Genomic DNA, 19,600 nt, shown 5'->3' with positions numbered 1-19,600 from the left:
CGTCGAGACAGCCCAGCACTCGCCAGCCCCGCCCAAGATTGCGAAGCGCAGGTCAGCCGACTCACCTCTCGCAATCTTCAGTCGGACAGGACAGCCCGTCCCGGCGTCGCCCGGCCCGGCGTCCCCCGGCCCGGCATCGCGCGGTCCCGCCCACGGCCGCCCCCGCCGCGTACGGCACCATGGACCGCCCACACACGTACGACACCAAGGAGCCGGGCCGTGGCCACTCCCCAGCCTCAGATCCTGGCCGCCTTCGAGGCGGCCAAGGGGTTCATGCCCGTGAAGGAAGGGCTCGCCCTGTACGAGGCGGCCGTCGCGGCCGGGTCGCTCGGGCTTCCGCTCCTGGAGGTCGGCACCTACTGCGGGCGCTCCACGATCCTGCTCGCCGACGCCGCCCGCGCGGCCGGCACGGTCGCCGTCACCGTCGACCACCACCGCGGCAGCGAGGAGCAGCAGCCGGGCTGGGAGTACCACGACCCGGAGGTCGTCGATCCCGTGGTGGGCCGGATGGACACGCTGCCCACCTTCCGGCGCACCCTGCACGCGGCCGGCCTCGAGGACCACGTCATCGCGGTGGTGGGGCGCTCCCCGCAGGTCGCGCGGGCGTGGGGCGGCCCGCTGGGGCTGGTGTTCATCGACGGCGGGCACACCGACGAGCACGCCACCGCCGACTACGAGGGCTGGGCGCCGAAGCTCGCCGAGGGCGGCACGCTCGTCATCCACGACGTCTTCCCCGATCCGGTCGACGAGTTCACCGGCCAGGCCCCGTACCGCGTCTACCTGCGGGCCCTTCGGTCCGGCGCGTTCACGGAGGTCTCGGCGACCGACTCGCTGCGGGTACTGCGGCGCACCGGCGCCACGCTGTGACACCGCCCGGCGCCGGATGCCCGGGCCGGACGCGGGTGCGCGGCTAGCATCGCCTCGTGCCGTACGACAGCGAGTCATCGAATCCGGACAGCAGCCGGTCGCGCCGCGGGCGCGGCAGGGCCCTCGTCACCCTCGCCGCGCTCGCGCCGACCGCGCTCGCGGGCTATCTGGTGTGGCACGCGACGAGCGGATCCGGGGGGCAGGACGACAAGCCGCAGCAGGCGCAGCCCAGCCACTCCGCGCCGTCCGGGCACCCCACGACCGGCGGCGCGAGCACCCCGGCGACGGCCGCCCCGTCCTCCGCGGCCCCGTCCTCGCCGCCGGGCGGATCCGCCCGCCTGCCGCTCGCCGGAAAGACCGTCGTCGTCGACCCGGGTCACAATCCGAATAATTTCCGGCATACACAAGAGATCAATGAGCCGGTGGACATCGGAACGAACGAGAAGGAATGCGACACCACCGGCACCGAGACCAACGACGGTTATACGGAAGCCGAGTTCACCCTCGATGTGTCGCGCCGGATCAGGGCGATCCTCGAAAAGCAGGGCGCGAAGGTGGTCTTCACGCAGAACGGCGACCGGACATTCGGCCCGTGCGTGGACGAGCGGGCCCGGATCGGGAATCAGGCAAAGGCGGACGCCGTCGTATCGGTGCACGCGGACGGCGCGGCCCAGGGCCAGCGCGGCTTCCACGTCATCCTGCCCGCCAAGGTCAAGGGCGGTAAGGCCGACACCGCCCCGATCGTGGGGCCCTCGCGTGAACTCGGTGTGCGGATCGCGGGGAAATTCGTCCTGGACACCGGCATGAAGCCGTCCAACTACGTGGGCGACGGCACCGCCCTCGACACCCGCGACGACCTGGGCGGCCTCAACCTCTCGACGGTGCCCAAGGTGTTCATCGAGTGCGGAAACATGCGGGATTCGCAGGACGCGGCGTCCCTCAAGAACGCGGACTGGCACCAGAAGGCGGCCCAGGGGATCGCCGACGGCATTACCGCGTTCCTCGCCGGGTAGGCTCCCGACCCGCCGTACGGCCCACAGCTCCAGACGATAGATTCATCCGCACAGGGGGAACCACCTAGAGCTTCACGCCGTGTGCACGTACACCGGCGGCAGCGATGACCGCCCCGACGAGACGACACAAAAGAGGACTTTTACGTGAACATCCGCTCCCTCACACGAGGCGACGGCGTGGTGATCGGCGCAGCGGTGGTGCTGTTCATCGCCTCGTTCCTGAGTCTCACGTCCGCTCCGAGCTGCGCCGGCCAGTTCTGCCCGCCGTCCGACGAGCCGAACGCCTGGGACTCGCTCTCGCTCCTGATGAGCATGTTCCTGGCCGGCATCATCGGTGCGGTGCTCGTGGTCGTGGGCCGTTCGCTGCCGCAGCCCAAGAAGGTCGCGGGCCTGGACCTCACGCAGTTCGGCGTGGCTCTGACGATCTTCGCCGCGTGGACCGCCTTCTGGACGATCATCGACGCGCGCAACTCCGGCGCCGGCATGATCCTCGGTCTCATCGCCACGCTGGTGCTGGCCGCGGCCGCCGTGGCCTCGCCGATGATCGGCGCGCTCAAGGCGCCGCTGATGGGCGCCCCGAAGCCGGCCGCCCCGCAGGCCTACGGCTACCCGGGCGCGGCCCAGCCGGCGGGTGGCTACGGCTACCCCGGCGCCGCCCAGCAGCCCTACGGCGCCCAGGCCGGTGACCCGAGCCTCGGCGGCCAGCCCCACGCCCAGGCCCAGCCGTTCGGCGCGCAGGCCCCGGCCCCGGAGGCGCACCAGGACAGCCAGGCCCAGGCCGCCGCCGCCCCGGCGGGCGACTTCGCCCCGTTCTGGTTCGCGGTCCCCGTCGCCCGCCCGCTCTACGCGGAGGACGGCTCGCCCACCCCGATCGCCGAACTGGCGCCCGGCACCTGGTACTTGGCCGTCGACCAGCGCGGCCCGGGCCTGGTCGCCCAGACGCAGGACGGCCGCCGCGGCGTGCTGCAGGACACCACCGGAATCCAGCGCGGCTGATCCCCCGGGCTCCTCGACGGCCCCCCGCCCCTTCCGGGCGGGGGGCCGTTGCCCTACAGTCCCCTGACGGCCCGTCAGATCAGGGTCTCGGACAGCGGCTCGTCGGACAACTGGAAGGGACGCCCCATGCGCCTGGGACTCGCACTCGGCTACTGGGGACGCGGGCCCAACCCCGCCCACCTCGAACTCGCCCGCAGCGCCGAGGAGTTGGGCTATGACTCGGTGTGGACGGCGGAGGCCTGGGGCTCGGACGCCTTCACCCCGCTGACCTGGATCGCCGCGCACACCTCCCGCATCCGGCTCGGCACCGCGGTGGCCCAGATGGCCGCCCGCACCCCCACCGCCACCGCCATGCACGCCCTCACCCTGGACCACCTCTCCGGCGGCCGGATGATGCTGGGCCTCGGCCTCTCGGGCCCCCAGGTCGTCGAGGGCTGGTACGGCCGCCCGTTCCCCGCGAGCCCGCTCACCGCGACCCGCGAGTACGTGGACGTCATCCGCCAAGTGCTGCGCCGCGAAGCCCCGGTGGAGCTCGACGGCCGCTTCCACGCGCTCCCCTACGCGGGCCCGGACGGCACGGGGCTCGGCAAGCCGCTCAGGGCGATCACCCACCCCCTGCGCCCGGACGTCCCCCTCCTCCTCGGCGCCGAGGGGCCGAAGAACGTCGCCCAGACCACCCGCATCGCGGACGGCTGGCTCCCGCTGTACTGGTCGCCGACCCGCACCGACGTCTACGAAGCGCCGCTCGCGCGGTTGCGCGAGGGCTTCGTGGTGGCGCCCATGGTGCGGGCCCACGTCTGCGACGACGTGACCGAGGGGCTGCTGCCGGTCAAGGCGATGCTCGGCTTCTACATCGGCGGCATGGGCCACGCGGCCCGCAACTTCCACGCCGATCTGATGGCGCGCATGGGGTACGCGGACGCCGCCCGCCGCATCCAGGAGCTGTTCGCGGCGGGCCGCCGCGAGGAGGCGGTGCTCGCCGTGCCGGACGCGTTCGCCGACGAGATCTCGCTGATCGGGCCGCGTCAACGCATCGCCGAACGCCTTGAGTTGTGGCGCAAGGGCCCGGTGACGGACCTGCTGGTCACCTCACCGGACCCTCGCACGCTGCGCGTCATGGCGGAGCTGAACTCCTAGGCGCGCGGTCAGCCGCCGCTGAGCTGGCCGGCCGAGGGCACCTTGTCCTTGACCGGCGCACCCGCCTTCTGGCCCGCGTCCTTGACGCCGTTGATCATGTTCTCGAACATGCCGACGTCGTTGTCGTTCGCTTCGCCCTTGCGCAGCTTGCCGCCCAGGTTCTTCAGCGAGTCGATGCCGGAGGTGAGCGGGGCGACGGCCTTGGACAGCAGCGGGTCGCCCTTGGCGTTCTCGGTGGCGGCCTTCAGCCGGTTGTACGTGAAGGCGCCGGCCAGACCGGCCTTGACGAGGGCGAACGTACGGCCCTTGGCGCCCTTCTTGAACTTGCCCGCCTTGTAGGGTTTGACGATCCACTGGTAGGCGGCGCCCGCCGCGAGCCCCGCGTTGGCGACGAAGCGCGTCTTGGCGAGCTTCTGGCGCTCGGCCGACGCGGACGGCGACGGGGTGCTCTCCGCCGCGGTCAGCGCGGCGTTCCGGGTGGTGGAACGGGTCTCTTGTCCGCAGGCGGTCGTCGACACCAGGACGGCGCAGGACAGGACGACCGCCACGAGTATGCGGCGGATGGGGAACGTAGTGGGCACGATGACCTCCGGGGGATGTGTCGGCCTCCCCGGCAGCCTCACCCGGCCCCTCGCACTGCGCCACCCGGGCGACTCCGAACGGGGCGCGCCCCTTGCGGGGCCGCGCCCGTTCGGGGTTTCGGCCGGCCCGGGGGTTTCGGCGGGCCCGGGGTGCGGCCGGCCCGGGTTTCGGCCGACCGCTCAGCCGCAGCAGTAGGGCGCCAGGCCCCTGGGCAGCCGGTCCCCGCCGAACACCGCGGCCGTCGGCTCGTCGCCGCCGAGCGCCGCGACCGCGAGCAGCAGCGAGCCCGCGGTCCACGTCGTGAGCTCCTCGGGCCACACCGCGCGGTTGCCCTCGAAGACGTAGCCCGTCCAGTACATGCCGGTCTTCGGATCGCGCAGGTGCTGGATCGACTGGAGGATCTCCAGGGCCCGGTCGGACTCGCCGGTCACCCAGAGCGCCAGGGCCAGTTCACAGCTCTCGCCGCCGGTGACCCACGGGTTGGGCAGCACGCAGCGCACCCCGAGACCCGGCACCACGAAGTCGTCCCACATCGCATCGATGCGGGCCTTGGCGGCCTCGCCGGTGAGCGCGCCGCCGAGGACCGGGTAGTACCAGTCCATCGAATAGCGGGACTTGTCGAGGAAGCGCTCGGGGTGGTGCTGGATGGCATGGGCGAGTGCCCCGGCCGCCAACTCCCAGTCGGGCTGCGGCTCTTCGCGCTGCTCGGCGATGGCGAGCGCGCAGCGCAGGGCGTGGTGCACCGAGGAGCTGCCGGTGAGCAGCGCGTCGGTGACGGCGGTGCCGTCCTCCTCGCGCTTCCAGCCGATCTGCCCGCCGCCCTGCTGGAGGGCGAGGACCCATTCGACGGCCGCGAAGACCGTGGGCCACATCCGGTCGAGGAAGGTGTCGTCGCCGGTCGCCAGGTAGTGGTGCCACACGCCGACCGCGACGTAGGCGACGAAGTTGGACTCCCGGCCGCGGTCGGTCACCTGGTCGTGCGCGCCGTCGTGGTAGGCGGCGAACCAGGAGCCGTCCTGGTTCTGGTGCCGGGCGAGCCAGTCGTAGGCGCGCTCGGCGGCGGCGTGTTCGCCGGCCGCGTCGAGCGCCATGGCCGCCTCGGTGTGGTCCCACGGGTCGAGGTGGTGGCCGCGGAACCAGGGGATGGCGCCGTCGGCGCGCTGGACCGCGAGCAGCGCCGCGACCGTCCGCCCGGCCTCATCGGCCGTGAGCACCCCGGGCAGCACGAGGTGTTCGGTGCGCTCCGGAGAGGTCACTTGGCGGCGCTCACGGGCAGGTGCGGCTTGGTCGCGTAGGCCACGAAGCTCTTGCCGACGAGCGGGTTCAGGGCCCGCTCGGCGAGCCGTGTGACGGTGCTGATGCCGGGCGTCCCCATGATGTCCCAGACCAGGAGCTGGTGGTACGCCTTCACCGGCAGCGCCTTGTCGTTGTCGACGCCGAAGGCGCACTTGAGCCACCAGTACGGCGAGTGCAGGGCGTGGGCGTGGTGGCTGCCGTACGGCTTGAGGCCGGCCTGGCGCATCTTGCCGATGAGCTCGTCCGCCTTGTAGATGCGGATGTGCCCGCCCTCGACCTCGTGGTACGCGTCGGACAGCGCCCAGCACACCTTCTCGGGCCCGTAGCGCGGCACGGTGACCGCGATGCGGCCGCCGGGGCGCAGCACGCGGACCATTTCGGCGAGCACGCCCTTGTCGTCGGGGATGTGCTCCATGACCTCGGAGATGATCACGACGTCGAACGACTCGTCGGGGAAGGGCAGGTTGAGGGCGTCGCCCTCCATCGCGGTGGCGGTCGCGCCCTCGGGCGCCTCACCGGCCTCCTTCATGGCGGCGAACCACTTGGCGACCTCGCGGATCTCCTCGCCGTTCTGGTCGAGCGCCACGACCTGGGCGCCGCGCCGGTAGCACTCGAAGGCGTGCCGGCCCGCGCCGCAGCCCAGGTCGAGCACACGGTCGCCCGGTGCGAGCGGGAAGCGGGAGAAGTCGACGGTCAGCACGGATGCCTGCTTTCGCGGACGGGGGGATGGTGTCGGGCGGGGTTCGGGGGGTGCCGCCGCATCAGGCACCCCCGGGGACCGCGGGGCGGCCGGGCGCCGGAGCGGTCCACCGGAGGGGCGCGGGGCTCGCGCTCCGGGTCACCTGGCCGGTTTCCCGGCCGGGCGGCCCTGGGCGGCGATGGCCTCGCGGTAGAGCGCGGCGGTGCCCTGGGCGGCGCGGGCCCAGGTGAAGCGTTCCAGGACCCGTTCGCGTCCGGCCGCGCCGAGGCGGGTCCGCAGGGCCGGGTCGCCGAGCAGCCGGGAGAGGCCGGCGGCCAGCGCTCCCGCGTCGCCGGGCGGCACCGCGAGGCAGGTCTCGCCGTCGGTGCCGGCGACCTCGGGGATCGCGCCGCCGGTCGTGGCGAGCAGCGGGGTCGCGGTGGCCATGGCCTCGGCCGCGGGCAGCGAGAACCCCTCGTAGAGCGAGGGCACGCAGCTGATCTGGGCGGAGCGTACGAGGTCGACCAGCTCGGCGTCGGTGACGCCCTTGACGAACCGGACCGCGTCCGCGAGCCCGTACTTCTCGATGGCCTGGGCCACCGGCCCGTCCTCGGCGCGCTTGCCGACGACGACGAGGTGGGCCGCCGGATGCTCGGTGCGCAGCTTGGCGAGGGCCTCCACGAGGAAGACCAGGCCCTTGAGCGGAACGTCGGCGCTGGAGGTCGTCACGATCCGTCCCGGTACCTCGGCGACGGACGGGTCGGGCGACCACAGGCCGGTGTCGGCGCCGATGTGCACGACCTCGATGCGGTCCTCGCGGACCCCGAGGTGGTCCACGATCTCGCCCTTGGAGGTGCCGGAGACGGTGAGCACCGAGGGGAGCCGACGGGCCACGCGCTTCTGCATGCGCGTGAAGCCGTACCAGCGGCGCACCGACGCGCGGCGCTTCCAGTCGGGCGCGGCGTCCAGTTCGAGCCTGCGGTCCACCGTGATGGGGTGGTGGATCGTGGTGACCAGGGGGGCGCCGACATCGCCGAGCAGTCCGTAGCCCAGCGTCTGGTTGTCGTGCACGACGTCGAACTCGCCCCGGCGGGCGGCCAGATGGCGCCGGGCGCGCAGCGAGAACGTGAGCGGCTCGGGGAAGCCGCCGGTGCGCATGGCGGCCACCTCCAGGCGGTCGATCCAGTCCCGGTACTCGTCCCTGGCGGGCGTACGGAAGGGATCGGGCGAGCGGTAGAGGTCGAGGCTGGGCAGCTCGGTGAGCGGGACGCCCTCGTCGAGTACGGGGTAGGGCTGGGCGCCGATCACCTCGACGCTGTGCCCGAGCCGGGCGAGCTCGCGGGAGAGGTGGCGGACGTAGACGCCCTGGCCACCGCAGAACGGGTTCCCCTTGTACGTCAGGAGGGCGATCCGCAGCGGGCGTTCGCCCGCACGATCGGCGGCCCCGGTGCGGGGGCCTGCCTCTATGGCCTCAGCGGTCACTCGCGGCCCCCTTCATCACTGCGTTTCGCCGGAGCGTAACCGCTCGCGCTAATCTAGAACAAGTTCCAGACTTGATCCTTCTTGAGCGTTCTGTGATCACTCAAGGAGCTTCGAATCTACCGGCAGGTAGCGCGACTGTAAGAGCCGGATCAGGTGATTCGCGCCACGGCGGGGCCCCTGCCATGCTGGGCCGCCGAACACCGTGGCAGAGAACGCCGGAGAACTGGACAAACGGAACGGGACACATGACAGCGGAAGCCAAGGCGGCCACCCCGGCCACGCCTCCTCTGACGGAACGCCAGGAGGCCCGGCGCCGTCGCATCCTGCACGCGAGCGCCCAGCTGGCCAGCCGCGGTGGCTTCGACGCGGTCCAGATGCGCGAGGTCGCCGAGGCGGCGGGGGTCGCGCTCGGCACGCTGTACCGCTACTTCCCTTCCAAGATCCATCTGCTGGTCGCGACGATGCAGGACCAGCTCCAGCATCTGCACGGCACTTTGCGCAAGCATCCGCCGTCGGGGGCGGGATCGGCCGAGCGGGTGGCCGAAACCCTCATGCGGGCCTTCCGCGCGCTCCAGCGCGAGCCGCATCTCGCGGACGCGATGGTGCGGGCGCTCACCTTCGCGGACCGCTCGGTGAGCCCCGAGGTCGACACGGTCTCGCGGCAGACCACGGCGATCATCCTGGACGCGATGGGGCTCGAACACCCCACCCCCGAGCAGCTCTCCGCGGTGCGGGTCATCGAGCACACCTGGCACTCCGCGCTGATCACCTGGCTCTCGGGGCGGGCGTCGATCGCCCAGGTCAAGATCGACATCGAAACAGTCTGCAAACTGATCGACCTGACCACCCCACCCTCCTGACGAGCCCACCCCGCAGCACCAGCCCCGCCAAGGGGCGCAGGGAACTGCGCGAGCGGCCACTCACGGCCCGAGGCCGAAAGACGACCCCACAGGTCCTGGGACACCCTGCGGCCCGGTGGGGGCCGTTCGCGCCGTTCCCCGCGCCCCCAGGGGGCTGCGCTGAAGCGGCACGCGAAGGAAGGCCGGTCAGGGGCTTGGGGAACCGGGGGCTCCGGGCCCGGGCCGGACAGTGGGGGGTGCCGGGGGGTGCGCCCAGGCGGCGCGTGGCGCGCCCCGTGTGCGCGGGTGCGCGCCCCCAGTGCCCCCCACCAATCTGTTCACCCGCGCCATCTCAGGGGTAACCGCCGCCCAGAATCGTTGCGTGCCCAACGAAGGCGCCGGTAGCGATGAGCCTGGAAGGAGCTGGAAACGTGATCCGGGTACTTCTCGTGCACGACGCGTGTCTCTTGCGGTCGGCCCTGGCCGACCGCCTCGCACGCGAGCCCGACCTGGAGGTTCAGCACTCCCCCTGGCGCGGCGCCCCGGCGCTGGCGCGATTAATGAGCCCGGACGTCTGCGCGGCCGACCTGGACAGTTCGGAGTCCTACGGAATCGCACCGCTCGGCGAACTGACCGGCTGCCGCCCCGGCACCGGCAAGAGCCGACTGCTGGTGCTGGCCGACGCACATCGTCCGGGACCGCTGAAACGGGCGGCCGACGCGGGCGCGCGCGGCTACGTGGACAAGGGAGGTACACCGGAGAACCTGATCCTGGCCCTCAGACAGGTCGCCGAGGGGAAACGGTTCGTCGCCGACTCCCTCGGCTTCAGTTTTCTGCGCGCCGCCGAAATGCCCCTCACGCAAAGGGAGTTGAGCGTCCTGTCACTCGCCGCGGAGGGCGCCTCGGTCTCCGACATCGCCCTTCGCCTGCACCTGTCCAACGGCACCGTGCGCAACTACATGGCCGCCATCACCCGTAAGACCGGCGCGCGCAACCGGATCGACGCGATACGGATCTCCCAGGGGGAGGGCTGGGTGTGAGACACCGGTCCCGGTGAGGTCGCGGTAGAAGGGGGAGCGGGCCAACAGCTCCTCGTGGGTGCCGAGTTCGGCGTGGGCCCCGTCCATGAGCAGGACGCGGTCCGCGCGCCGCGCCGAACCGGTGCGGTGGGCGACCAGCACCAGCGTGCGTCCGGCGAACGCCCGCTCCGCACGCGCCTCGGCGGCCGGGTCCAGGTGGCAGGTCGCCTCGTCGAGCAGGACCAGGGGGGCCGGCGCCGCATGGGCCCGGGCGAGCGCGATCAGCTGCCGTTCGGCGTTGCCGAGGGCGGCGGGGTCGAGCACCGCGTCGAGCCCGCCGAGCCGCGCGAGCAGCGGACCCGCCCCCACGGCGTCGGCCGACGCCAACAGGGCCTCGTCGGGCGGGAGTTCGCGGCAGAAATAGCCGAGGTTCTCGCGCAGGGTGGCGGTGAAGACGTACGCCTCCTGCGGCACGAGCACCCGCTCGCACCCGGTCACCACCTCACCGGCGTCCGGCCGCAGCACCCCCGCGACGAGGCCGAGCAGAGTGGACTTGCCGATGCCGCTGGGCCCCGCCACCGCGAGCCGCTCCCCCGGCCGCACCGTGAGGTCGAGCGCGTCGAGGACGGGCGCCGCGCCCGGCCCGTACGCGAAGACCACCCCGCGCAACCGCACCGGGCACTCCCCCCGCACGGGCTCCGGCGGCGCCGGGCGGCTCCCCTCCCCCGCGGTCAGCCGGCGCAGGACCACCGTCAGCCGGGCGCCCGAGGTGCCGAGGCCCTGCACCAGGGCCTGGAGGGCGGGCAGCAGTGACTGGGTGAGGTAGGCGAGCGCGCCGGCCAGGGCGCCCGCGGTGACGCCGTGCCGCAGCAGCCAGGGCGCCGCGCCCAGGAGCAGCACCAGCGGCAGGCGTCCGCCGATGCCGACGGCGAACGTCCTGGCCGTGCCCCAGTACGCGAGCGAGCGCGCCGCGCGGTACTCCGCGTCGATGCGGACACCGGCGCTCGCGGCGGCCCGTTCCTGCGCCCCGGAGGCGGCGACGTCGCGCAACCCCTCGGCGGTCAGGGCGAGTTCGGCCGCCAGGCGTTCGTCGGCGGCCAGGAACTCCTCCTGGCGCCGGGCCAGCGGCCCGAGCGTCACGGCGAAAAGGGCGAGCCCGGCCGCCAGCGGCCCCCCGACCACGGCGAGCAGCACGGGCGCGAGGGCGAACAGGCCGATCAGGGCGCCCGCGGCGGTGAAGACGAAGGTGCGGGCGACCAGGACGAGCCCGGAGAGGGTGTCGCGGGCGAGTTCCACCTGCTGGGTCAGGCGCGACAGGGCCGCGTCGTCCGCCTCCCGCAGCCCGCGCGTCACCACGTCCCGTACGAGTTCGTCCCGGATGGGCTCGACGAACGCGGCGACGGCCCCGTACACCCTGCGGGTGCCGAGCGCCCCGGCGAGCACGGCCGCACCGGCCGCGGCGAGCCAGCCGAGCCCGGCGGCGGCGCGGCCGGCGAGGAAGCCGTCGTCGAGGGCGCGGGCGAGGGCGAAGCCGAGCAGGAAGGTCTGCGCGGACTCCAGGAGCGACCAGCCGGCGAGGCGGCCCAGGACCCGCCCGCGCCCGCGCAGCACGCGCTTCAGCACGAGGTCGCCTCCTCTTCCTCAAAAACCGCGCGATAGTCCGGCAGTTGGGCCAGTTCGCGCGGCGGTGCGAGAGCGCGGAGACGGCCGTGCTCCAGCCACACCACGAGGTCGGCCCGGGCGGCGGTGGCGGCCCGCTGGGCGATGATGAGGTGGGTGCCGCTGCCGTGCAGCAGGGCCTGGGAGACCTTGAGTTCGGTGGCCGAGTCCAGGCTCGACGTGGCGTCGTCCAGGATGAGCAGGCGGCCGGGATGGGCGAACGCCCGCGCCAGGCCCAGGCGTTGGGCCTCTCCGCCGGAGAGCGGGGCGGTCGCGCAGGGCGTGGCGTAGCCGGCGGGCATCGTCCGGATGAAGGGGTCGGCGCAGGCGGCCCGCGCGGCGGCCCGCACCGTCGCGTCCCCGGGGTCCTCGGCGCCGTAGGCGATGGTGTCGCCCACGGTCGCGCCGAGCAGCACGGGCCGGGCGAAGGCGTAGCCGACGGCCCGGCGCAGCGCGCCCCGGGAGAGTTCGGGCAGTGCGACGCCGTCGAGCGCGACCGTGCCGGACTCCGGGTCCACCAGGCGCCCCGCGACCGCCGCGAGCGCCGACTTGCCGCTGCCCGAGCGGCCGACGACCGCGACGACGGACCCGCCGGGCACCGTCAGATCGAGGCCGCGCAGCGGCCCGTGCACGATGCCACGGAGCCTCAACTCGCCCTTGCCGGGCGGTAGTTCGCGTACGCCGTACGGGACGGTCGGAGCTTCGACGACGTCCTGGAGGCGGGCCAGGGCCGTGCGGCCGCGGGTGAGGGTGTTGACCATGCCGACCAGCGCGCCGGTGCCGGTGGCGAGGGCGGCGTAGCGCCAGGCGGCGAGCAGGCCGCCCACGCTCAGGTCGCCGTGCGCGACACGCAGTCCGGCGACCGCGAGGACGGCGATCTGGAGCAGCGGCAGCAGGATCGCGGCCTGGGCGGTGGAGCGGCCGAGCACCTCCCACATCCGGTGCCCCTGGCGGGAGAGTTCGGGCAGCGGGGCGAGGATGCGCCGCGCGTCGCGCTCGGGGTGACCGGCGGCGGCGATGGTGCGGGCGCCGCGCACCGCTTCGAGCAGCCGGCCCGCGATCTCGCCCTGGGTGTGCAGATAGCCGGCGCTGCTGGCGCCCGAGCCCCGTACGAACACCTTGAGGAGCAGCGCGAACAGCGGCAGCCCGGCGAGCACCACCAGGGCGGTCAGCAGGTCGGTGAGGGCGAGCGCGACCAAGCCGCCGATGGGGGTGACGACGGCCGCCAGGGTGCCCGCGACGGAGACCGGCACGGTCGCCCCCTGGACCGCGTTTCCGGTGAGGCGGGCCACCAACTCGCCTTCGGAGCAGGCCTGTCGGGTGCCCGCGTCCAGGACGTGGCCAAGGACGCGGCGCCGGATCCAGGCGGCGCTGCGGGCGCTCGCGGTGGCGGTGACGGCGGATTCGAGCGCGCCGATCAGGACCACGAGGACGGTGAGGACGGCGACGAGGGTGATCCAGGGTCCGGCCTGTGTCTGACGGCCGGCCAGGACCCGGTCGAGGGCGCGGCCCAGGGCCGCGGGAAGGGCGAGCGCGGCGCCGGCCGAGGCGCAGCTGAGCAGCAGGATCAGGGCGCCGGGTCCGGCGCTCTGCCGGACGGTCTCGCGCAACAGCAAAGCGGCCTCCCGCGTGCGGCGGCCCCGGCCGGCGAGCGGTGCCGGACGGGGCCGCGTCGTTCACTGCGTCACCGCGAGGAGCGGTGATGACAAGTGCAGCGACCGAATTACAGGCAGAGCGTCACGGAGGCGACGCTGTCGCAGAGGAGCAGGCTCAGGGAGCTGCCGCCGCCGCCGTGGCCGCCGCCGTTCTCGTCGGTGTCGAGCTCAACGTCGAGGTTCTGCAGGTCCAGAAGGGACATTGCTTTCTCCTTTGTCGGCGATGTACGAGCCGTCCGTGGGGACGGGGTTTGGCTCAGCCCCGGATGGGGCCGTCTGTGGGGCCGCCCGGTGGGGCGGCGGGGGTGGGCGCCAGGAACGGCAGGGTCACGGGCCGGTCGGCGAGGGCCGCGCCGAGTGCCAGGAGGCAGCCCGCCGTGCCGGTCGCGAGGTCCATGGACAGCCGCATCAACTGGTCGCCGGGAAAGGCGAGTTCGCCCTGGTAGGGCAGTGCGTGCCAGGCGAGGTGGCGGATCTGCTCCTCGGTCCGGGCGCGCGGCGCCCCGGTCCTCGCCAGGTGGAGCACCATGCCGGCGCGTCCGTTGAACAGACCGGACTGCGCGTAGTAGCGGGAGCGGGCCGCGGGCAGGATCTGCTCGCGCGCCTCGCGGAACGCCTCGTCGGGGCGGTGGGCGAGGAAGTCGTCGAGGACGGCGGCGATGCCGACGCTGCCGCCGCCGAGGTAGGGCAGGGTGCGCGTGGTGTCGTCCACGACGAGGGTGCCCGCCGGGTTGGTGACGCACCGCCCGAGGTCGCGGCGCAGTTCCTCGGCCGCGCGGTCGAGCAGCGCGGGGTCGCCGGTGGACTCGTACAGGCGGATCAGGAACAGCGCGGGTCCGCTCGCACCGTGCAGCAGACCGGCCCTGCGGCCCTCGTGGGGGCGCGCGGCGAGCAGGTCGGCGACCTCCAGTGCCTGCTCCTTGAAGCCGAGGTGGTCGAGGACGAGTCCGAGCCCGGCGAGTCCGCCGTGCAGTTCGGGGGCGAGGCGCTGCCACTTCTCGGTGAGGACGGTCTCGACCAGGGCGTGGGCGCGCTCGGTGTGCCCGAGCCGGTCGAGCACGTACGCGACTCCGGCCAGCCCGTCGTACAGGCCGAGCGGGGTGCCCGGCGGCGGCGGGTCGGTGTGGGCGAGCAGCCAGCGCTCGCCCTCCTCGTGGCGTCCGGCGCCCGTCACGTCGAGTGCGTAGAGCACGCCGGCCGCGCCGTGCGCGAGGCCGAGGCCGCCGCCCTCGGTGAACTGGGCGATGTCGCCGGGGTAGAGCCGGTCGTCGCGGTCCGCGGTCGCGGAGGCCAGGATCGCGCGGGCCATGGAGTCCCGGCTCGCGGGCCAGTCGCCCGGCTCGGCGGGCAGGCCCCGGCGCCCGGTCGCGTCCGCGCCCTCGATCACCCGGACCGCCTCGTCCAGGTAGCCGGCGGGCAGGCCGGGGAACTGGGAGGCGGCGATCTCGGCGAGGTGGGCGGCCTTGGCCCGGTCGACCACCAGCAGGCTGGTCATCGGCACGAACAGCGCGAGCCGCAGACAGGCCAGTGCGTAGCGGTCGACGTCGAAGCCCTTGCGGTCGATCGGCGCGATGAATCCGGGGTGGGCCATGGACTGGCCGCGGTGGTCGTCGACGGGCAGCGCGGCCTCGAAGTCCAGGAGGTGGACGCCCTGTTCGCCCGGGTCGACCATGATGTTGAACATGTGCAGGTCGTTGAAGACGATGCCCCGCGAGTGCACCGCGGCCACCGCCTCCTCGGTCGCCGCCACGACGCGCAGCGCCCACCGGGTGTACTCGTCGATCACCTGCGGATCCGGGTCCTCGCCGATCAGCGGGTGGCGGTGGGCGAAGAAGGAGTTGAGGGAGCGCCCTTCGAGGAAGTCCATCACCAGGAAGCGGTGGTCGCCGAGGGTGAACCAGTCGCGGACGGCGGGGGCGACGCCCAGGCCGGCGACCTGTTCCAGGGCGGCCTTCTCGCGCTCCAGGCGGGCCACCGCGTCGGCGCCGTCCGCGGCGAGTCCCGCGTGCGGCCTGGCCTCCTTGAGCACGACCTTCTCGCCGGTGCGGGTGTCGGTCCCGGCGTAGACGCCGCCGCCGTTGGAGAAGTGCAGGGCGCGCTCGATGCGGTAGGGCAGGTCACCGGTGGTGGTCGCGTTGCGGGCGGCGAGGTGCGGCGCGAGGAACTCCGGCAGGGAGACCCACTCGGGCAGGTGGAAGACGGGGTCGCGGCGGTCGGGGACGAGCACCCCGTCGGCGTTCTCGATGGCCGTGACCAGCAGGCCGTGCTCGTCGACGCAGTGCCGCTTGGTGAAGCCGCCGTAGCGGACGTAGAGCGGACCCTGGCCCCAGCGCAGATCGCTGAGGATGTAGGGGCCTTCCTCACCCGCGAGCAGCTCACCCAACTCCTCGCAGATGAGCTGGAATTCAGCCTCGTCCGCAGGGTAGATCGTGACGAACTTCCCGCTGGAGCCACGGCCGGCGTACTTGGAGTTGCGCAGGTGCAGCGGACGGCGGCCGGGGACGAACTTGAACGGGATGGCGCGCGGGACGCAGTAGTCCCAGACCCGCTCGGCGATCTTCTCGGCGTTGTCCAGACAGGCGGAGACGTGGACCTTCCAGCCCTGCTGCGGCCGGATCCTGCGTCCGGGTATCGCCTCGGGCCCGAAGTGCAGCCAGTCGCCGGACAGTTGGGACGTCCAGCCCTCGGGCACCGGGCGCCGTGCCGTCTCGAAGAGGGGCACGCGGGCGCCGGTGGACGAGGAGGACAAGCGGTCCGGGGTCTCGTAGAAGTTTCTGTCCGCCAGACAGAAGACCTCGTACCGCTTGTCCACAGTGCCTCCCCCTCGACGTCATGACATCGAGTTGGCGCTTCCCCCTCGACGGCGTGGCCATGACTTTTCCACGCCGCCGAGGGGGCCGGACAGTCACGCCTGTCATCAGGTCACCGTGCGCTACGCATGGATCAACCTGTGTTCGCAGCTACTCGAACACGGCTGTTCAGGGCCTGCTCCTCGGGCGGTCAGGACCTACTCCTCGGGCGGGTACACGACTTCGCGGGAGTCGGCCAGGGTGATCAGGATGGCTTCCACCGGGCAGCCCTCGGCGGCGGCCAGGACCTGTTCGCTCGCGTCGGTGTCGGAGCTGCGGGGGTGGGACTGGCGTGCGGAGTCGAGTGCGAAGCCGGCCGGGGCGTGGTTGACGCACATGCCGGATCCGATGCACACGCTCCGGTCCACCTCGATGTGCCAGCGGTCTCCCATCACGCGCCTCCGTGTCCCGCGGGCAGGTGGATCATCTTGTGCTCCAGGTACGCCCCGAAGCCCTCGGGCCCGAACTCCCGCCCCAGACCGGAGGACTTGTAGCCGCCGAACGGGCCGAGCATGTCCAGGCTGAAGGTGTTGACGTTGAAGGTGCCGGTGCGCACCCCGCGTCCGAAGTCGACGCCGTGCTCGACGTCGCCGGTCCACACGCTGCCGCTGAGTCCGTAGTCCGAGTCGTTGGCGATCCTGAGGGCCTCCGCCTCGTCGCGGTAGGGCAGCAGACAGATGACGGGGCCGAAGATCTCCTCGCGGGCGATGCGCATCGCGTTGTCGACACCGCCGAAGAGGGTCGGCTCGACGTACCAGCCGGTGTCGAGACCGGCCGGGCGCCCGCCGCCGGTCAGGATCTTGGCGCCCTCCTCCTGCCCGATCCTGATGTAGTCGAGGGAGCGCTGCTGCTGGCGCCGGGCGACCAGCGGGCCGACCTGGGTGGCCGCGTCCAGCGGGTCGCCGACCACCAGCGCCCCCGCGGCGGCGGCAAAGGCCTCGGCGATCTCCTCGTAGCGGGAGGCCGGGGCCAGGATGCGGGTCTGGGCCACACAGGCCTGCCCGTTGTTCATCCACGCGGCCGGGACGACGCCCGCGACGGTGGCCTCCAGATCGGCGTCGGGCAGGATCACCGCGGCCGACTTGCCGCCGAGCTCCAGGGTGACGCGCGTGAGGTTGCGCGCGGCGACCTCCATCACGCGTTTGCCGGCCGCGACGGACCCGGTGAAGGACACCTTGTCGACGCCCGGGTGCCCCACCAGGTACTCGCTGACCTCGCGGTCGGCGGGCAGGATCGAGAGCACCCCCTCGGGAAGCCCGGCCTCGGCGGCGATCTCACCGAGGATGTAGGAGTCGAGGGGCGTCTCGGGGGACGGCTTGAGGACGACCGAGCAGCCGGTGAGCAGCGCGGGCGCGAGCTTGGCCGCGGCCACGAACTGCGGCACGTTCCAGGGCACCACCGCCGCCACCACGCCGACCGGCTCACGCCGCACCAGCAGCGGACCCAGCGCGCCCGATCGCCGTTCCTCGTAAGGGAATTGGCGTGCCACGGTGATCGCCGAGTCCCACACCATCATGGCGCCGAGCGCCTGGGCGAGCACGCTCCAGGAGTACGGGGAGCCGTTCTGCGCGCTGATCGACCGGGCGATCTCCTCGTGCCGGGTCAGGATCGCGTCCTTGATCCGGGTCACGACCTCGATGCGCTCCTCGGGCGTGGCCCGCGCCCACGGGCCGGTGTCGAAGGCCTTGCGGGCCGCGGCCACCGCCCGGTCCACGTCCGCGCGCGAGGCGTGCGGCACGCGGCCGATGACCTGCTCGGTGTGGGGCGAGATCACCTCGATGACGTCGGAGCCGAGGGGGTCGGTCAACTCCCCGCCGATGAACAGCTGTCCGTGTTCCACGAGCTCGGTCATGCCTGGTGCCTCCTGCGGCGCGGGCTTCACTGCTGCGGGTGCGTGCGGTGCCGGTACGTGCGGTGCCGGTACGTGCGGTGCCGGTACGTGCGGTGCAGTGCGTAGGGACCTGACCCTGACTCAGAACTGATACCAGTTCTAGTTCCAGGAGTCCACGGCCGGGGCAGAGGCCGGGCCGGGGCATCCAACAGGCTGCCGGGCCGGGCCAGTTACGTGACCGGGGCGACCATTGAAACCAGTTCTAGTTATAGTGACCGGGAGGGCGGACCGCCGCACGCGCACCCCCTGGCCCCGCCGCGAGCCCACAGAGACGAGGACTCCATGCAGGACTCCATGCCGCCGCGGGAGCCGGCCGCACCCCAGGTGACCGACCACGGCGGCGGGGTCCACTCCATCAAGGTGCCGATCCCGGACAATCCGCTCGGCCACACCCTCGTCCATCTCGTCGACACCGACCGGGGGCCGGTGCTCGTCGACACCGGGTGGGACGACCCGGACTCCTGGGACACCCTGGCCGCCGGCCTGCGCGCCCTCGGTACGGACGTCGGCGACGTGCACGGGGTGGTCATCACCCACCACCACCCCGACCACCACGGCCTCTCCGGCCGGGTCAGGGAGGCCTCGGGCGCCTGGATCGCGATGCACGCGGCCGACGCGGCCGTGGTGCGCCGCACCCGCGAGGCCCAACCGGGCGTCTGGCTCGACTACTTGTGCGCCAAGCTCGCGGCGGTCGGCGCCCCCGACGAGCATCTCGCGCCGCTGCGCCAGGCCCGCGCGTCCGGCCGGACGCGGACGCTGCCGGGGCTGCGGGCCGCGCTGCCCGACCGCGAGATCGTGCCGGGCGACCTGCTCCCGCTGGCCGGGCGCCGGCTCCGCGCGATCTGGACGCCCGGGCACACCCCCGGGCACGTCTGCCTCCACCTGGAGGAGCAGCACCCCTCCCAACTGCCGGGAAACGGACGCCTGTTCAGCGGCGATCACCTGCTGCCGGGGATCACTCCGCACATCGGCCTGTACGAGGACCCCGACGACGACGGGGCCACCGACCCGCTCGGCGACTACCTCGACTCCCTCGAACGCATCGGCCGCCTCGGGGTCGCCGAGGTGCTGCCCGCGCACCAGCACGCCTTCACCGAACCGGGGGCGCGGGTGCGGGAGTTGCTGGCCCACCACGAGGACCGCCTCACCGGGTTGCTGGCGTTGCTGGTCACGCCGCTGACTCCGTGGGAGTTGGCGGAGCGGATGGAGTGGAATCGGCCCTGGGGGCGGATTCCTTATGGGTCTCGGACCATTGCTGTGGCGGAGGCGGAGGCTCATGTGCGGCGGTTGGAGAAGTTGGGGCGTGTGGAGCGCGCCCCTGGGCCCCCGCTCCGCTACCGCGCGATCTGACCTCCCTGGGGGTTGCCCGGGGCCCCGGGGGGTTTGCCCACCCGCCCGCCCGTGCAGGGGGTCGGATGGCCCGGCTCCCTGGGGCTCCGCCCCAGACCCCGAGGGGTTTGCCCACCCGCCCGCCCGTGCGGCGCGTTGAAGGGTCCGGCCCCTGGGGCTCCGCCCCAGACCCCGAGGGGTTTGCCCACCCACCCGCCCGTGCAGCGGGTTGTACCGGCTGAGCCCTGGGGCTGCGCCCCAGACCCCCTGAGGGGCTCCGCCCCTCGAACCCCGGCGGGGGCTCCGC

At 73.2% G+C, this 19,600-nt stretch carries 16 protein-coding genes and 1 pseudogene; 7 read left to right on the top strand and 10 right to left on the bottom strand.

The genetic code is table 11. The features are described from left to right. The first annotated feature begins 273 nt into the window (after positions 1-273). From ACGF3I_RS34525 to ACGF3I_RS34510, 4 genes are all read left to right on the top strand, one after another. A complete protein-coding gene (locus ACGF3I_RS34525) occupies positions 274-867 on the top strand; it encodes a class I SAM-dependent methyltransferase (RefSeq protein WP_393139163.1) in 594 nt (197 codons plus the stop codon). A gap of 56 nt (positions 868-923) precedes the next feature. Further along, the gene (locus ACGF3I_RS34520; RefSeq protein WP_393139161.1) at positions 924-1,880 is read left to right on the top strand and encodes an N-acetylmuramoyl-L-alanine amidase; all 957 of its coding nucleotides are present in this window, start codon (positions 924-926) and stop codon (positions 1,878-1,880) included. Positions 1,881-2,024: 144 nt separating this feature from the next. After that, positions 2,025-2,876 (top strand): hypothetical protein, encoded by an 852-nt coding sequence (locus tag ACGF3I_RS34515; protein WP_393139159.1) that lies wholly within the window; start codon positions 2,025-2,027, stop codon positions 2,874-2,876. Positions 2,877-3,002: 126 nt separating this feature from the next. Then, positions 3,003-4,013: an LLM class F420-dependent oxidoreductase gene (locus tag ACGF3I_RS34510; RefSeq protein ID WP_393139157.1), complete on the top strand. Its 1,011-nt coding sequence runs from the start codon at positions 3,003-3,005 to the stop codon at positions 4,011-4,013. Positions 4,014-4,021: 8 nt separating this feature from the next. On the opposite strand, the gene ACGF3I_RS34505 is transcribed toward ACGF3I_RS34510, so the two are convergent. From ACGF3I_RS34505 to ACGF3I_RS34490, 4 genes are all read right to left on the bottom strand, one after another. Then, positions 4,022-4,594, bottom strand: a complete 573-nt coding sequence (locus ACGF3I_RS34505) for a hypothetical protein (RefSeq protein ID WP_393139155.1) — start codon at positions 4,592-4,594, stop codon at positions 4,022-4,024. A 180-nt stretch (positions 4,595-4,774) separates the two neighbouring features. Next, the gene (locus ACGF3I_RS34500; RefSeq protein WP_393139153.1) at positions 4,775-5,851 is read right to left on the bottom strand and encodes a prenyltransferase; all 1,077 of its coding nucleotides are present in this window, start codon (positions 5,849-5,851) and stop codon (positions 4,775-4,777) included. After that, positions 5,848-6,591 (bottom strand): class I SAM-dependent methyltransferase, encoded by a 744-nt coding sequence (locus tag ACGF3I_RS34495; protein WP_393139151.1) that lies wholly within the window; start codon positions 6,589-6,591, stop codon positions 5,848-5,850. The genes ACGF3I_RS34500 and ACGF3I_RS34495 overlap by 4 nt, the downstream gene beginning before the upstream one ends. A 138-nt stretch (positions 6,592-6,729) precedes the next feature. Further along, complete coding sequence (locus tag ACGF3I_RS34490) at positions 6,730-8,052, bottom strand: glycosyltransferase family 4 protein (RefSeq protein WP_393139149.1); 1,323 nt, start codon at positions 8,050-8,052, stop codon at positions 6,730-6,732. A 245-nt stretch (positions 8,053-8,297) separates the two neighbouring features. Between ACGF3I_RS34490 and ACGF3I_RS34485 the strand changes: the two genes are divergently transcribed. Together ACGF3I_RS34485 and ACGF3I_RS34480 are read left to right on the top strand one after the other, a co-directional pair. Beyond that, the gene (locus ACGF3I_RS34485; protein ID WP_393139147.1) at positions 8,298-8,912 is read left to right on the top strand and encodes a TetR family transcriptional regulator; all 615 of its coding nucleotides are present in this window, start codon (positions 8,298-8,300) and stop codon (positions 8,910-8,912) included. Positions 8,913-9,298: 386 nt separating this feature from the next. Next, positions 9,299-9,847, top strand: a pseudogene (locus ACGF3I_RS34480) (LuxR C-terminal-related transcriptional regulator); the annotation flags it as partial. Here the strand turns inward: ACGF3I_RS34480 and ACGF3I_RS34475 are convergent. From ACGF3I_RS34475 to ACGF3I_RS34450, 6 genes are all read right to left on the bottom strand, one after another. Further along, positions 9,773-11,533 carry an ATP-binding cassette domain-containing protein gene (locus ACGF3I_RS34475; protein WP_393139145.1) on the bottom strand — a complete coding sequence of 587 codons (1,761 nt, stop codon included), beginning with the start codon at positions 11,531-11,533 and terminating at the stop codon, positions 9,773-9,775. The pseudogene ACGF3I_RS34480 and the gene ACGF3I_RS34475 overlap by 75 nt on opposite strands. Continuing rightward, on the bottom strand, positions 11,527-13,179 hold the full coding sequence (locus ACGF3I_RS34470; RefSeq protein ID WP_393139143.1) for an ATP-binding cassette domain-containing protein: 1,653 nt from the start codon (positions 13,177-13,179) through the stop codon (positions 11,527-11,529). The genes ACGF3I_RS34475 and ACGF3I_RS34470 overlap by 7 nt, the downstream gene beginning before the upstream one ends. A gap of 113 nt (positions 13,180-13,292) precedes the next feature. Then, a complete protein-coding gene (locus ACGF3I_RS34465; RefSeq protein ID WP_393139141.1) occupies positions 13,293-13,427 on the bottom strand; it encodes a SapB/AmfS family lanthipeptide in 135 nt (44 codons plus the stop codon). Positions 13,428-13,480: 53 nt separating this feature from the next. Beyond that, positions 13,481-16,036 (bottom strand): class III lanthionine synthetase LanKC, encoded by a 2,556-nt coding sequence (gene lanKC, locus ACGF3I_RS34460; protein WP_393139139.1) that lies wholly within the window; start codon positions 16,034-16,036, stop codon positions 13,481-13,483. Positions 16,037-16,231: 195 nt separating this feature from the next. After that, the gene (locus tag ACGF3I_RS34455) at positions 16,232-16,465 is read right to left on the bottom strand and encodes a ferredoxin (RefSeq protein WP_393139137.1); all 234 of its coding nucleotides are present in this window, start codon (positions 16,463-16,465) and stop codon (positions 16,232-16,234) included. Further along, a complete protein-coding gene (locus ACGF3I_RS34450; protein ID WP_393139135.1) occupies positions 16,465-17,925 on the bottom strand; it encodes an aldehyde dehydrogenase in 1,461 nt (486 codons plus the stop codon). Before ACGF3I_RS34450 ends, ACGF3I_RS34455 begins: the two co-directional genes overlap by 1 nt. Before the next feature lie 321 nt (positions 17,926-18,246). Between ACGF3I_RS34450 and ACGF3I_RS34445 the strand changes: the two genes are divergently transcribed. Further along, the gene (locus ACGF3I_RS34445; protein WP_393139133.1) at positions 18,247-19,314 is read left to right on the top strand and encodes an MBL fold metallo-hydrolase; all 1,068 of its coding nucleotides are present in this window, start codon (positions 18,247-18,249) and stop codon (positions 19,312-19,314) included. Positions 19,315-19,600 lie beyond the last annotated feature (286 nt).

It is taken from the genome of Streptomyces sp. NPDC048111, assembly GCF_043202815.1.
Classification (GTDB): Bacteria; Actinomycetota; Actinomycetes; order Streptomycetales; family Streptomycetaceae; genus Streptomyces.
This window is presented reverse-complemented; position numbering and strand designations above follow the sequence as displayed.

Excerpts from the sequence above, each read along its gene's own strand:
- ACGF3I_RS34445 (WP_393139133.1), top strand. The coding sequence starts at position 18,247 with ATGCAGGACTCCATGCCGCCGCGGGAGCCGGCCGCACCCCAGGTGACC.
- ACGF3I_RS34455 (WP_393139137.1), bottom strand. The coding sequence starts at position 16,465 with ATGGGAGACCGCTGGCACATCGAGGTGGACCGGAGCGTGTGCATCGGA.
- ACGF3I_RS34485 (WP_393139147.1), top strand. The coding sequence starts at position 8,298 with ATGACAGCGGAAGCCAAGGCGGCCACCCCGGCCACGCCTCCTCTGACG.
- ACGF3I_RS34510 (WP_393139157.1), top strand. The coding sequence starts at position 3,003 with ATGCGCCTGGGACTCGCACTCGGCTACTGGGGACGCGGGCCCAACCCC.
- ACGF3I_RS34450 (WP_393139135.1), bottom strand. The coding sequence starts at position 17,925 with ATGACCGAGCTCGTGGAACACGGACAGCTGTTCATCGGCGGGGAGTTG.
- ACGF3I_RS34465 (WP_393139141.1), bottom strand. The coding sequence starts at position 13,427 with ATGTCCCTTCTGGACCTGCAGAACCTCGACGTTGAGCTCGACACCGAC.
- ACGF3I_RS34525 (WP_393139163.1), top strand. The coding sequence starts at position 274 with ATGCCCGTGAAGGAAGGGCTCGCCCTGTACGAGGCGGCCGTCGCGGCC.